13 protein-coding genes and 3 pseudogenes are annotated in these 14,034 nt (G+C 42.9%); 6 read left to right on the forward strand and 10 right to left on the reverse strand.

Annotated features, from left to right (window positions below):
- Positions 1-152: 152 nt before the first annotated feature.
- The 10 genes and pseudogenes from S3O_RS0101055 to S3O_RS13065 all read right to left on the reverse strand — a co-directional run bounded on the left by S3O_RS0101055 (position 153) and on the right by S3O_RS13065 (position 8,756).
- The gene (locus S3O_RS0101055) at positions 153-542 is read right to left on the reverse strand and encodes a hypothetical protein (RefSeq protein WP_010597191.1); all 390 of its coding nucleotides are present in this window, start codon (positions 540-542) and stop codon (positions 153-155) included.
- Positions 508-1,242, reverse strand: a complete 735-nt coding sequence (locus S3O_RS0101060) for a hypothetical protein (protein ID WP_010597192.1) — start codon at positions 1,240-1,242, stop codon at positions 508-510. The genes S3O_RS0101055 and S3O_RS0101060 overlap by 35 nt, the downstream gene beginning before the upstream one ends.
- A 5-nt stretch (positions 1,243-1,247) precedes the next feature.
- Positions 1,248-2,228, reverse strand: coding sequence for a DotH/IcmK family type IV secretion protein (locus S3O_RS10395; RefSeq protein ID WP_235776140.1), 981 nt, complete (start codon positions 2,226-2,228; stop codon positions 1,248-1,250).
- 77 nt (positions 2,229-2,305) lie between these two features.
- Positions 2,306-2,943: pseudogene (locus S3O_RS20235) on the reverse strand (type IVB secretion system apparatus protein IcmL/DotI).
- Between the two features lie 56 nt (positions 2,944-2,999).
- Entirely contained in the window at positions 3,000-3,215 is a 216-nt protein-coding gene (locus S3O_RS0101075) for a hypothetical protein (protein WP_010597194.1), read from the reverse strand.
- Between the two features lie 115 nt (positions 3,216-3,330).
- Positions 3,331-3,888, reverse strand: a complete 558-nt coding sequence (locus S3O_RS0101080) for an OmpA family protein (RefSeq protein WP_010597195.1) — start codon at positions 3,886-3,888, stop codon at positions 3,331-3,333.
- Between the two features lie 214 nt (positions 3,889-4,102).
- A pseudogene (locus tag S3O_RS13055) lies at positions 4,103-6,316 on the reverse strand (phosphoesterase); the annotation flags it as partial.
- Between the two features lie 113 nt (positions 6,317-6,429).
- Entirely contained in the window at positions 6,430-7,377 is a 948-nt protein-coding gene (icmP, locus tag S3O_RS13060; RefSeq protein WP_235776178.1) for a type IVB secretion system coupling complex protein DotM/IcmP, read from the reverse strand.
- Positions 7,335-7,541 carry a hypothetical protein gene (locus S3O_RS18455; RefSeq protein WP_050816817.1) on the reverse strand — a complete coding sequence of 69 codons (207 nt, stop codon included), beginning with the start codon at positions 7,539-7,541 and terminating at the stop codon, positions 7,335-7,337. The genes icmP and S3O_RS18455 overlap by 43 nt, the downstream gene beginning before the upstream one ends.
- 165 nt (positions 7,542-7,706) lie before the next feature.
- Positions 7,707-8,756 (reverse strand): class I SAM-dependent methyltransferase, encoded by a 1,050-nt coding sequence (locus tag S3O_RS13065; protein WP_010597197.1) that lies wholly within the window; start codon positions 8,754-8,756, stop codon positions 7,707-7,709.
- A 17-nt stretch (positions 8,757-8,773) separates the two neighbouring features.
- On the opposite strand from S3O_RS13065, the gene S3O_RS19330 reads away from it, so the two are divergent.
- The 6 genes and pseudogenes from S3O_RS19330 (at position 8,774) to sufD (ending at position 14,031) form a co-directional block, all read left to right on the forward strand.
- Entirely contained in the window at positions 8,774-9,154 is a 381-nt protein-coding gene (locus tag S3O_RS19330) for an SDR family NAD(P)-dependent oxidoreductase (RefSeq protein WP_010597198.1), read from the forward strand.
- Positions 9,155-9,171: 17 nt separating this feature from the next.
- Positions 9,172-9,660, forward strand: a complete 489-nt coding sequence (locus S3O_RS13070) for an SDR family oxidoreductase (protein WP_010597199.1) — start codon at positions 9,172-9,174, stop codon at positions 9,658-9,660.
- A 418-nt stretch (positions 9,661-10,078) separates the two neighbouring features.
- A complete protein-coding gene (locus tag S3O_RS0101110) occupies positions 10,079-10,561 on the forward strand; it encodes an SUF system Fe-S cluster assembly regulator (protein ID WP_235776143.1) in 483 nt (160 codons plus the stop codon).
- 11 nt (positions 10,562-10,572) lie between these two features.
- Positions 10,573-11,969, forward strand: a pseudogene (sufB, locus tag S3O_RS13075) (Fe-S cluster assembly protein SufB).
- Between the two features lie 26 nt (positions 11,970-11,995).
- On the forward strand, positions 11,996-12,751 hold the full coding sequence (gene sufC, locus S3O_RS0101120; RefSeq protein WP_010597203.1) for a Fe-S cluster assembly ATPase SufC: 756 nt from the start codon (positions 11,996-11,998) through the stop codon (positions 12,749-12,751).
- A 71-nt stretch (positions 12,752-12,822) separates the two neighbouring features.
- On the forward strand, positions 12,823-14,031 hold the full coding sequence (gene sufD / locus S3O_RS0101125; RefSeq protein ID WP_010597204.1) for a Fe-S cluster assembly protein SufD: 1,209 nt from the start codon (positions 12,823-12,825) through the stop codon (positions 14,029-14,031).
- Positions 14,032-14,034: the final 3 nt, after the last annotated feature.

Below are 14,034 nucleotides of genomic sequence, written 5' to 3' on the forward strand. Positions count from 1 at the left end.
ACCGACGCACCTGCTAGAGGAACCCCAGTCTTACCGAGTACGCTACCCTTTTATCACGTAAATACCGTCTTGCGAGAATTGGCCAAGTGATTTGCCTTGCTCATCCTCGACTTCACCTTGTTGATTACTGGCCCCTAATAAATGACCTTATGCTAAACAGGGATCCCTGTACGACGAAGGATACCTGAAGGTTCTCGAATCGCCTGCCCTCCCGGTGTAATAATCTGGCCATCGGCATCCACTGTTCCGAGTAATTGACCTTTTTTATCATAAAGGTGTGCGCCAGACTGAGAAACGCCTGTTTTACCAACGATATGACCTTCTTTATCGCGTACAATACCATCTGAACCGAGTTTACCGAGCTCGTTTCCTTCGCTATCGCGTAATTGCCCTTTTGCATCGGCTATCCCCAACAAACGATTTTTTGCATCGAAAATGGGCGTACCTTGTATTGAACGTGTGCTTGATTGAGATGGCGCCACACGGCCTAAAATCCCACCCTTGAGATTATGAACAACCCCATCCGGGGGCCACTGTGCCAATGACATACCCTTGTGCATTGCGTACCTTACCATCAACACCGACATGGCCTATCACACGACCGGCCGCATCGTAAACGGCATCGCCTGCCGCTGGCGCCGCAGCCGAACCGATTACGGTTTGACCATTTAAATCCCGCACTAAACCATCCGGTCCAACAGCGCCAATCACTTTTCCATTTTCATCACGAACTTTACCGTCAGCCCCCAAACGACCGATCACTTTTCCATGGGAATCATAAATTAAGGTTCCCGTTCTCAACTGACTGGGTTGTAAGGTATTTTGTGACAGTACATTAGATGATACAGCCTGTTGACAACAGGGGTTACAAGGTTGGTAACAAGGCATTCCCCCGACACCGGCACCACCGGATGCTTGGTTACGAAAATTCGATGTATCTAATAACGTTGGGATAGCGCTTTGTCCGGTTTGCGCCGCAGTTTGCGCTTGTTGGATATTTTGTTGCTCTTGTAAACGCTTATAATCGACTGAAGGTGATTGAGTTAATCCCCCAGGAACCGACTGAATAGTGGGCGCCTCTTTTAATTGTACCGACACATCTGAAACCGGTGCATCCTTATGCAAAAGACGCTTTACACCAATGACAACCCCCACCACTAACACGGCTGTCGTCGACAATAAAATCATGCGTGTTCTGACGTTTCGAAACAGCTGAGCAATATTTTTTAATTTTTTATTCATAACCTTTATAACCCTTCAATTTTCAATTGAATGGATTTTCCTTCTTCAAAGCCAAGAATCAGGGGCGCTTTTGGCATTAAGTAGGCTTTCATTCCATCTGGACTCGACATCGTTGAAATCCAAGCCGGAGAAATTAATGTCAAACGCGTCCGGACATAAAGATGACCCTCCTCATCAGACCAAGCTTGCGCAGGTCCTCCTGAAACCGGAAGTAAATGACAACCCTGCGGCGCGATACCATCTAAAATATTCAATAAAGTGGGATCCGCATTGGTTGGTAAACTTCTACCGAGTAACGCTTTCGCATTCGGACCACTTAATGGAAGACGTAGATCAATTCGATAATCAACCGCTTTTTGTCCTGAAATCAACGTCAACATGACGGGTGTCGACAGTCCTTGTAACTGGACCGCCATATTCCCTACGCCATATAAAGACGTCGACTGAATCATCAACAAATTACTTTTTTTATCCCACTGAATATTAAATGCTTGTGGATTCCCGACATCATAATTAGCAATGGGCCAAGGTTGACCGGTTGAATCTAAAAAAGCGAGGGTCGTGACATAGCCTTGAGAAAGTCGAATGACAGCGGGTGTCGCGCCTGGCTCTAATTTGACGTACTGCGATGAAATCGTCGGTCGAGGAGGGATTCCTGGCGTCGTGTCTTTTGCTTGTTGGGTTTCATTAAACAGTTCCCTTAAACGCTTAATTTGTTCTGGCGTCATCGGTAACATGGCTTGGGTCATCGATCCAAAAGCGGATTTATTCACGGCATCTACTGAAGTGGCTGAAGCCTCTGTTTCGGTTGTGACGACATTATTTTTTTTAGGTGGCGCCGGTTCCGCAGCACTTGCCAGCGTATTCATCATTAACAAAAGACATGCAAAGAAGACAAACTGATTATGTTTATTATCTTTATTGCTTTTTTGAGTGCTTGCTTGCGATGTGCGATGCTTTTTTAATATTACACATTGGGTGAGCATCAAAGTTACCTTTTTATAAACGTTTTTTAATTCAACCACTTTGCGAATGAAATAGTTAATGATAAACAACATAGTAATCAGTCAGTGATGCCACCGCCCCCTGAGACAATAAATTGCGCAATCCCAATCGCAGCTGGCGATTCGAGCGGCGAAACCCGGACAATAAGCATCGTGACCGTCACCGATTGTTGTGAAAATTGGCTCGCACTTTGGAAAGTAACCAACATAGGAATTTGTACTTTCCAAGTATAGCGGCCCGCCAAAAGACCTTGCTCCAACACGACAGGCACACCCGTTGCGACAGCCGATACAATTAATTTTTTCGAAATAACGGCTTGCAAATTATTAGAGCTTTTTATTGCACTAAAAAAGTTTGCTTTCCTTCTGGCGTAAAATAGTTTCCTGCTTGCTGTAGGGCTTCTCGATAGTTTACAAAATTATAGCTATAAGCAGCTGAAGCGGCTTGATTCGCCCATTGTAAAACGGCTGAATTCGATAAATTTGGTTGATTAAGTGATATTAAAGGGAGAATACGTCCGTCACTGGACACCGCAAAATAACGCGGTGCCGGAGGATGCGTTACAATATAAAATAATGATAAAGCCAGGGCAAGGAGAATAAAAAAACTCAAAAGGAGCGCCGCAACGACTTTACGATAATTATCGCGGTAAAATTCGTTTCTTAGTGTAACAACATGCAACGCATCTTCTTTCATGGTCAGGTTTTACCATTTATTCTTATTTAGCTGAATAGTGATATCCTAAGATTAAACTACTTCAGTGCATTTACAGGAAACAAACGAACAATCTTCCCATCCGTGGAAGTTGCATAAAAATCGGGTGTCGGACGAAAGACAACACAATAAACAATCCATATTCCCATAAAAAATATCAGGCCTAAAGCGACGAGTAAGGCCCAACAAATTCGGCTGTAATTATCCCGATAAAAGCCCTTTTTTGATCGAATCATATCAATCCGGCTATTCATGGTTTCTTCGCCTCTTTAAGACTTTTTTAAGGCTCTTTTTTTCGTGAACTATAACCCAAATTTATTAAAAAAAGCTAGTTTTAAATCATTTACGTCAAAAAAATTTACTTTTCTATCACGTCTTAGATGGCTTTATTGAGCTAAAATAATAAAAAATCAAATATCGCAAACGAAATCGAATCTCTAGCGAAGAAAGCGGGTTTGACTCGTTGTTAAAAGGACTTATTATCTGCCGTGGGCCCCTTTTGGATAAGTTTTCTTCCGCTTTCGCAACAATGAGTCGTGTATCAAGGCCTTGATCAATCAAATAAGCAATCAGCTGTTGCGCTTGCTGCCTTGATAAAACCACATTCGGTAATCGTGTGCCCGGATAGGGCGCATATGCTCTGATTTCAATCCCTTTATTCGCTTGTTGATTTAAAAATAGCACTAAATCGCGTAGCATCGGATAAGCAGTCGATTTTAAATGGGGCGTTCCGGATAAAAATAAGGATTGATTTGGCAAAATAAGTTTTACTTCGTTACCCAGCCGAATAAACTGAACGCCTTCTTTTTGTAGTTTAGAAGATAAAACAGATCGTTTGGTAGGCGCCGTCGATGCCGTAGATAATGAATTCGTTGTATTCGCACATCCGACTAACACTAACAACAAAAAATAAACGCTTTTTTTCATAACAGTCCCATCCTATCTAATAAAATGCGCCTTCTATTATTTTTATTTTTTAAGTCAAAAAATAAAAAAAGGCTCTTGTTTTAATTTATTTAAGTGTCTTTGTAATAAATCTTGTCTATTTTGATTCCGCTGAATGACGTGCTTTATCAATACTATTTATCAATTCATCAACGATTGTGGTTAACTCATTGGGTGATAATTGATTACGAACCACTGGAGGATAGTGGGTCGCTAAGGCCATATCTTTTATAATTTCGGCGGCAACATTATGCGCTAATTTTTCAAATTTACCGGAAACTTTTTCGATGGTTGCCACAAAAGATTGAGTTATTTTGCGGCTTAAAAATGGCGCGCTAAATGCAGCCAGATCATCCGCTAATAATACACGTTGCAAGGTCGCCGATAATTGCAAAGGATGAAATAAATTCAAAATTCCAGGCTGTACTTCCTCAACCGCCGCCATTTCTTCTTCCGAATCACTTGTTTCCAATACTTGGGGTGACTGCGCCTCATTAATCGCCGATAAAGCTCTCTTTGCCGTTTCGATAAGTGATTCTTTTGAATGTCCCTCATCAAAAACAACAGCTAAAGTAGAGATAATCGAGGATTGATCCAGTTTATTAAGTGTAAAATCGTCTTTATACATCAACTGTTGAAAGTGATAGAGTTGATTGTTTAAATCGACTAACGCACGACTGACCGGAATTCCTACTTTTAAAAACTGATTTAAACGCATACGCTGGACCGGCCTTGGATTCGCGTAAAAAAGTCGAGCGCGAACAATTTTGGATTTAAAAAGAATATGCGCCTCCCCTTCTCGCTGTTCTTTTAGATCTAACAAATCCATCCGTGCACGTTTTTCACTTGAGGCACTACGTGTATCCGCATAGTTATTCATAATAGAGTCAGGACGCGTTTGAAAGGCATCGACTTTGTTGACCCACGCTTCCCCAGCACTCTTTGAGAAAAAGTCCCAAGTTTCGAGAGGATCTTCCAATTTCATACACAGTGAAGCGGCCTCTTCCTTCGACGCTTTCTGAAAGGCTGGCAAATCTTGTCCTGCAAACACAATAGAAAATCCTAAAGAACGCGCTTGCGCCGGTACTACCGCAAATCCCGGCACCGCATAATAACCATACTCATCCAAAACACATAAGTAAGGCGTTGCCGCATTAGTGGGTTTACGTTCAATGATATCTCGATAATCACCCTCGACTTCCTCACCTAAACCGGCCGCCAACATCGCTTTTAATGACGCAATAATTACTTTTCCTAAGTTCGATAATTCATCGGGCGATTTTTCAAAAGCAGGCAATAAAACTAAGAGAATTCGTCGATTTAATACAACATCTTTGAGATCAACTTCCGCTAAATTCGTTCGTAAAATATGACCATAGGTATCGGCCAATGATCCAAACACTCGAGTCAACTGCATCGTAATAAAACCATGCTGCTCTAATACCTGTGAAACTTGTTTTCCCTTTTCTTTTGATTTTATCGTAGCCAGGTAGGTTAATTAAGTAATTGGTAATCGGCTCCAAAACGATATCGGGCACTTCATTCAAGCTGAGCGGCTCTTGGCCATCTCGTGGAAAGATTTTATCGAGGACGATACTTTCAACACGCGTTAACTCAAAATAATTTCGCACCACGTTTACATCGAGTAAGATGGCGCCTTGATCACGCATGTAAACCAATAACTTCATTAGCGCTTCGACAAATACGATCGCTCGGCCTTTCCACATGTCACCATCTGGCGTATTGCTACTGGCACAAGCTGACGACCAGCTGGGAAAGCATACTGGAAGAACCGTTGGCAAACGGGTTCATCGTATTCGATAAGCGTTTTTCTTGTGGTCCAACAATATCACGCGCGCCAGTCATAAAGTTCACCACGAGGATATCGTCTTCACGCCCCATCGAGCGCGCCATGGAAAATACTTTAGCAAATAAACTGTTATCCCCTTTTCCATCTACGTAAATAAAACCACTGCCTTGAACCAAGGCATTAAAGGCTAGGGAAATCAGTGCTTCCGTTTTACCACTTCCGGTCGTTACTAAACCACAGCTCCTCACCTGTAGAAATTTCATTACCAAATAAACAAATGCCCCGTGCTTTACGCGGCTTATTATTTCCCGGATATAGATCGTTATAATCCAATTGACCCGCACGTTGCGGAAGACGGAAAGGTAACGAAGCTTTGCGAGTATACGCATAGATAAAAGCACTGATACCGAGCAGAAAAATAACATCGGCCAGCGCAGGCATTAAAAATGCACCGGAAGCTAAACCCACTAATAAAATAGTGACCGATTGTGGATTTTTAAAAAAATCGACAAAACGCTTACCGAGAGGACGCGTATCTCTCAGTAAGCGGCGCGGATCCTGTTCGTGTTTTTGTTCTAAACCACGTGGAGTTGCTAACATAATTGCCTATACTTCAATATCCATTCAGCAGCGCCATTTTAACTAAATCTCGAACGCCACTTGGATGTTTACTTCATTATTCTTTATTTTACCTTTTCTACGCTCAATCTAAACTAAGCACCATCGTCATCTTCCTCGATATAGAGGATATCCTTAATCGCCGCTTCTAAACCATTCACGGCTTCGTCTACCCGTGGTGAACGCAACGGTCGTCCCATCACTCGCTCAACATTCCAATGGGCAAACGGTCCTGCAACTTCTGAAAAAACAGTTTGTCGTCCTACGGAATTGAGCATCAACCAAAGACGTCTATCCACCGGCTTTAACCATAAGAAATCGGCTGAAGCTAATACTCCATCGTTTCTTGCCAAAGTTAACATCGACGCCATGACGGTTAAAACATAAGCATGGCTATGTACCGTCCGAGCGATGAGCTTATTCTTGACATGTTTTCTTAATAACGCATCTACACCTGAGAAGTTGAGTTTTCCCGTTTGCGCCGAATCGGCTATTTGTAAAAGTAATGCTTGGGCGCCGTTGCGATCACGATTAATTCTCGCCGCAAACACAGCAAACAGCGCTTTGGTGGCGATAGGCAAGGCCTCTAAATTTTTCCAATAGTCCCCCAACTGTAGGACAAACACACGATGTGCTTCATCCTTACGAATTTCAACGGTGACTTGATGGCGTAATTTTGCAGACATGGTGAGTGCGGTCACCACCTTCTTTTCTTTTTGTAGCAACCCATATTTTTTTGCAAACTGCATCGGAGTGAGCGCCATCGCCCAGGGGCCTTTATCAATATCTTCTTTTACTAAATCTAATTTTAGAACCGGTGTAATTTGTGGCCAATTGATTCGCTCAGATTCAACCAGTGACTTCATGTCATAGACTTTTTTAAATTGCAAATTGACGTGTGCAAAATAAATGTATAGGGCGAGCGCGACTAAAATAAGGATAACTGGATACCGTAGATACTCACCGACGGCTCGACTTTTATCCAAGAGCTCAGTAAACGTCACCTGGTCACTTGGCAATTGATTAATTTGTATATGATTAATCCGATGACTTGCGCTTCTAGCCCTTTCACTGCAAAAATAAAAGACACAATCTGTGTATGAAAAAACGACCAAACTAACCAACAGAGTAAAAACAAACCCACGACAATCCATAAGGGTCCAAGTGAGTTATCCGGTGACTGTTGTTGTGGAGCGGCAGGAGGCATAATATTTCGTTTTTAATTATTTATATTCAGTACTTCTATCTTACAGTGGACTTCAACTTCATCTACTCCTGATAACAAACGAATTTTCCTTACGCTGACTTCCTTGCCGTCTCGCGTTTATGACGCAACTCTTCATTTTTGGGCCTTTACACCTTACATCGCCTTCTAAAGAGTATGCAAACAATTTGAAGGCATCAAGTTCGGCTCATCCAAAGAAAAGTCGCGCGTCAGGCTCATCACTTTAATGCGCTCGCCCATTTCATTTGGCGAAGTTAAACACTGGACTTGTGCTTTAAGCTCCAAAATCAAGTCCGGATTATACCATTTTTCTAAACGTTCTAACAAACCGTTATTCAGAAGAAAAGCTGCCTGCGTGGTAAAACTTGCTAACTGGAGTCCAGACTGGCTGGCGCAGCGCGCTAAACGGCTAAAATCGACCGAGGCAGTGATATCTTGCTGCCCGATTGCGACAAAAGGATTATCATGAGCAGAATGCTGCCAATAACACCTTAGCGTGCCTTGTTTACGCTGCGGATGATAGTATTCGCGCGCGCCATAACCGTAATCAATCACCAAAATAACGCCTTGTTTTAACATCTCACTGAGTTGGCGTACCCAGGCCGCCAAACCAAAACACACCTCGGATACATATTCGCTAGTATTTGGAAAATAGTTTTGTCGTAAGCGCAGTAATTTTTCTTTACGGGCGCGCGTACGAACGGGTGTAAATTGCCAAGTCAACGCCGCGCCACTTTCACGAACCCGAAGTTCGGCTACGTCCTGATTACGCCAAACAAAGCGATGTACCGGTAGTGCGTCGGCGACTTCATTGGCTAAAATAAGCCCTTTTAATGGTTTTTTCAGTGGGGAATCCAGCCATTGCAAGCGAGAAAATAAATGTGGGATACGCTCCGCTAAGTATTTTTTTTGGCGCTGGATTAAATCTGGACTAATTTCTAAGATAAAATAATGTGTCGGTAATACGCCCCGTTGCTCAAGAAATAAAAGCAAATCCCCAGCCATTTTTCCTGTCCCGGCGCCAATTTCAAGGATATCACCACCCGCTAACTGCTCCAGCACAGAACAACATTGTATCCCGATACATTCAGTAAAAGGGTGAAATTTCAGGTGCGGTAACAAAATCGCCTTGTTCACCCAATTTTCAGTATTGACGCTATAATAACCCAAATTCGGTTCATAGAGCGCTAAACGCATGAATTGCGCAAAACTGATTGAAAGCGGAAGGGCGTCTGCCGAATAATCGTCCGAATTCGTTCACACAACCTGTTATTCTGTGGTATGCCGTTTGTTTGCAGCGAAACGGGAGTGTTGTCTACATAACGAGAATTTTTTCGCATAAGTTAGGAAAAATAATGTTGTCTTCTAATAAAGTTATTTTAATTACCGGTGCCGGCAAACGTGTCGGAGCCGCTGTCGCCCGTTATTGTCACCAACAAGGCCTCAACGTCGCGATTCATTATCGTCATTCCGCGCAAGAAGCCGAAGCACTTTGTCACGATTTGAACCAAATTCGGGCGCAGAGCGCCTGGGCCTTGGGCGCGGATTTAACTAAGGTAACGGATTTTTCAACCCCTTATCCAGTCAGTGATTGATCACTGGGGACGTTTTAATGAACAATGCGTCAAATTTTTATGCCACCCCCATCGGGTCGATTACCTTCCAAGATTGGGATAATTTGTTTGCGACCAATTTAAAAGCACCCCTCTTTTTATCTCAGGCGGCGGCACCGTACTTAAAAAAACACGTCGGTTGTATTATTAATATGGTTGATATTCAAGCCCAGTCTCCTCTTAAAGAGTATACCGTGTATTGCCTTGCTAAAGCGGGGTTAGTCATGCTTACAAAAAGCTTAGCGCGAGAATTGGGTCCAGAAGTACGGGTCAATGGGATTGCCCCCGGTATTGTGTTATGGCCTGACGAAGAAGAGGATGCATTTGCCAATCCTAAATTACGTGCACGGATTATTTCAAGAAGCGCACTCAAACGGGAGGGAACCCCGCAAGATGTTGCAAAAACCGCTTATTTTTTAATTGAACAAGCCGAATATATCACCGGTCAAATTATTACAGTCGATGGAGGGCGATCTTTAGTACTTTAATCGAAAGAAAAAAACATGGTGAAAAAAGGTTCCGTTAGCATTATCTCTTTACTTGAACGTAAACCAGCTAAAATGGCGATCTATGGGGCACTTTAGGCTTCCTGCTCGAGGGTAGGCTTGCACACCGTGCCGCAAAAATGACAATCCCCAACCTTGTAGGACATAACTTCAAGTGTCACCAACGGAACCTCTTTCTTCAGTATAGCTCTCCTTTTAAATTATGCGAGTTTTTAAGCGCTGCAAAGGGGAAATCAATCGTTTTTCAAAGCAATCCACTCCGTTTTTTACGAAAAACAAGCCTAAAAAAGGGGTTGTTTTCAATATAAAATAGGACTAAAATGCCCCCATTTATGATTCCTGCCATTAGGCGGCTCAGTATGGCTGAGGCCCTTATTTTGGCACTGCGATTCATGCTTGCATGTTGCAAAAAATAATTAAATTTATCCTTATGTTGCGTCTTAGTAAACTGACTGATTATGCAATTGTCATGATGGCTTATTTGACTCAAGCACCACATGACTCCAGTAGTGCGAAACAAATTGCGGAGCAAACCGGTGTTTCCTTACCGACAGCGAGTAAACTCCTCAAACGGCTTGCCCGCTGTGGACTGCTCAATGCACACCGCGGAATCAAAGGGGGATATCAACTCGCTTACCCAGCTCAAGAAATTTCATTGAGCCATATTATTCGCGCCCTAGAAGGCCCAATTGGCTTAACCGACTGCAGCCATACCACACCTGGCTGCTCGCTCGAAAAGGATTGTCGAATACGCGACAATTGGCGTAGGGTTAGCGCACTTTTGGAAGAAATGTTGTCTCATGTGAGTATTGCTGATCTGGTGCAAGCGGCTGATCAGTTACCCTCACTACTTAAAAAACCGTGTATGTCGGTTTGCCATTAAAAGAGTAAATCATGAAACGAACCGCGTTAGACCAATGGTTACAAAAAGATTATCCGCATGGTTTTGTGAGTCCGATTGAGGCGGATACCCTCCCCTGTGGGCTCAATGAAGCGGTCATTCGTGCTATTTCAGCCAAAAAACAAGAGCCCGATTTTTTATTAGACTGGCGCTTAAAAGCCTATGCCCATTGGTTAACCCTCAAAGAGCCACACTGGGCCGATTATATGGTGTATGAACCGATTGATTATCAAGCCATCAGTTACTACTCTGCGCCAAAAACCAAGAAAAAATTAAATAGCTTAGATGAGGTCGATCCAGAATTACTCCGAACTTACAACAAGCTGGGGATTCCTTTACAAGAACAAAAATTTTTAGCCAATGTGGCCGTAGATGCGGTCTTTGATAGCGTTTCGGTCGCCACAACCTTCAAAGAAAAACTCCGCGAAATGGGTATCTTATTTTGCTCTTTTTCAGAAGCAGTGCGTAAATACTTAGGAACCGTTGTCCCACCGACTGATAACTTTTTTGCCTGTTTAAATTCAGCCGTCTTTACAGATGGATCCTTTTGTTACATTCCAGAAGGGGTCCATTGTCCGATGGAACTGTCTACCTACTTCAATTTGAACGAACTTTAATTATTGCTGATAAAGGGAGCCGGGTCAGTTATTTAGAAGGCTGTACCGCACCACAACGCGATGAAAATCAATTACATGCCGCGGTAGTCGAATTAATTGCTCTCGATGAGGCCAGTATTAAATATTCTACAGTGCAAAATTGGTATCCTGGCGATAAAAACGGTCACGGCGGTATTTACAATTTTGTGACCAAACGGGGCCATTGTCGCGGTATACGCTCTAAGATTTCGTGGACACAGGTTGAAACCGGTTCAGCGATTACTTGGAAGTATCCCAGTGTGATTTTACAAGGCGATCATTCTACGGGTGAATTTTATTCTGTCGCACTCACCAATCATTGTCAGCAAGCCGATACCGGAACAAAAATGATTCATATCGGCAAACACACGACCAGTACCATTTTGTCAAAAGGAATTAGCGCTGGAAAAGGACAAAATACTTATCGTGGTTTAGTGCGCATTGCACCGATGGCTGAACACGCGCGTAATTATACGCAGTGTGATTCGCTCTTAATTGGTGATCAATGTACCGCGCACACCTTTCCGTCGATTGAGGTGAAAAATCCCTCGGCACAAGTCGAACATGAAGCGTCTGCTTCCAAAATTAATGAAGACCAGCTTTTTTATTGTCAACAACGTGGCCTTGAGAGCGAAGAAGCGCTCTCTTTATTGGTCAATGGTTTTTGCAAAGCGGTTTTTAAAGAATTACCGATGGAATTTGCCGTGGAGGCACAAAAATTACTCGGTGTCAGTCTCGAAGGTTCAATTGGATAATCCCTATTCTAAGTGCTATAAAAACGATGTTAACTATTCAAAATTGTCACGCTTCCATTAAAAACAAACTGATTTTACGAGGGATTCACCTCGAAGTAAAACCCGGCGAGGTCCATGCGATTATGGGGCCGAATGGCTCAGGGAAAAGTACCTTAGCGAAGGTCTTAGCCGGTCACCCTCACTGCGAAGTGACAGAAGGAACACTCACTTATTGTGGTCAAGATTTAACGGCCCTTTCTCCCGAACAACGTGCACAAGCGGGTTTATTTCTTGGATTCCAATATCCTGTTGAAATTCCAGGCGTCAGTAACGTTTACTTACTCAAGACGGCTTGTAATGCAATTCGTAAAGCACGAGGTGAACCCGAACTCGACGCCATGGACTTTCTTCGTCTTGTAAAAGAAAAATTAGCTTATGTCGATATGGATCAAGATTTTTTGTATCGCTCGGTCAACGAAGGGTTTTCTGGCGGCGAGAAAAAACGTAATGAAATTTTACAAATGGCGTTATTAGAGCCTAAACTAGCGATTCTCGATGAAACCGACTCGGGGCTAGATATCGATGCACTCAAAATTGTAGCGGAAGGGATTAATCGTTTACGATCAAAAGATCGCGCAATTATTTTAATTACCCACTACCAACGTTTATTAGATTATATTCAACCGGATGTGGTCCATATTCTTGCGGAGGGTAAAATCATTCGCTCTGGAGATTTTAGTCTTGTGAAATCACTAGAAAAAGAAGGCTATGCACATTTTTTACATCCCTCTTCTTCGGAATAAGTTATGTTAATAACTCACTCCCATCCAGAAAAAACGACAGCACTTAAACATTATGTGCGATAAAACCCAAATTGCACCCTAGCCTAACCGAGCAACGACAATCGGCCCTTGCCCGCCTGACCGAAATGGGTTTTCCTGATCGTAAGCATGCGGCATGGAAATACACGCCGCTTTCTTCATTATTGGGAAAACCATTTTCTGCAACCGATCCGCTTTCTGCAGCCACTCAAACGCTTGTCCTTGAAAAAAGCACTTCTGATTATCGTTTAGTCTTTGTCGATGGTTTTTTTATTTCGACACTCTCAACGATCGCCCCTTTACCTCCTGGTGTACAGATAGGATCCTTAGCGACTTTTCTACAACAATCGCCAACCCTCGTTTCAGAACAAAAAATAAATCCAATACAGCGTGATTCTAATTCCTTTATCGATTTAAATACGGCTTTTCTGCAAGACGGTGCCTACATCGATGTTGCAGAGAACATTCAACTGAGCGCTCCGATTGAACTCGTATTTATCGCCACCTGTGACTTAGGCTTTATACCGATTCGAAATAGGATTCAGTTAGGACCTTCTAGTCAAGCGGTAGTAGTCGAAAAATATCTATCATTAACCGAAAAACCACTGTGTACGTTCACCAATGTTGTGACCGAATGTACCTTGGAAAATCAAAGCCAGCTTGAACATTACAAGCTCATCCGCGATACGCTAACTAGCTTTCATCTTGGCCATCTTTGTGTCAACCAACAAGCTGGCAGCCAATGTGCAGCCTATTCTTTAGCGCTACAAGGCCAATTTATCCGCAGTGATGTGACCATTGCACTCCAACAAACTGGCGCGCGCTGTCGGTTGCAAGGGCTTTATTTACCGAAAAACAAACAACACGTGAGTCATCACACCGTCATTGCGCATCAAGACGCGGATACACATAGTCAACAACTATATAAAGGTGTGTTAGCGGATAACGCTACGGCTGCGTTTCAAGGTAAAATCATTGTCGAACCGCATGCTGCGAAAAGTCGCGCTCAACAGCTTAATAAAAATTTATTATTATCTGCGCAAGCTGAAGTTAATACGCAACCACAACTTGAAATTTTCACCGATGATATTCAGTGTAGCCATGGAGCCAGTGTTGGCCAATTAGATGAAAAAGCGCTCTTTTACTTACAATCGCGTGGCCTGAGTGAATGTAAAGCACGCGAAACCTTAATTAATGCTTTTTTAGGTGATATTCTCCAAACCATTCCGTTAGTCAAGCAACCGATTTTAAAAAAGAATTAGAAA

The sequence above is a fragment of the Rickettsiella massiliensis 20B genome (genome assembly GCF_000257395.1).
Classification (GTDB): Bacteria; Pseudomonadota; Gammaproteobacteria; order Diplorickettsiales; family Diplorickettsiaceae; genus Diplorickettsia; species Diplorickettsia massiliensis.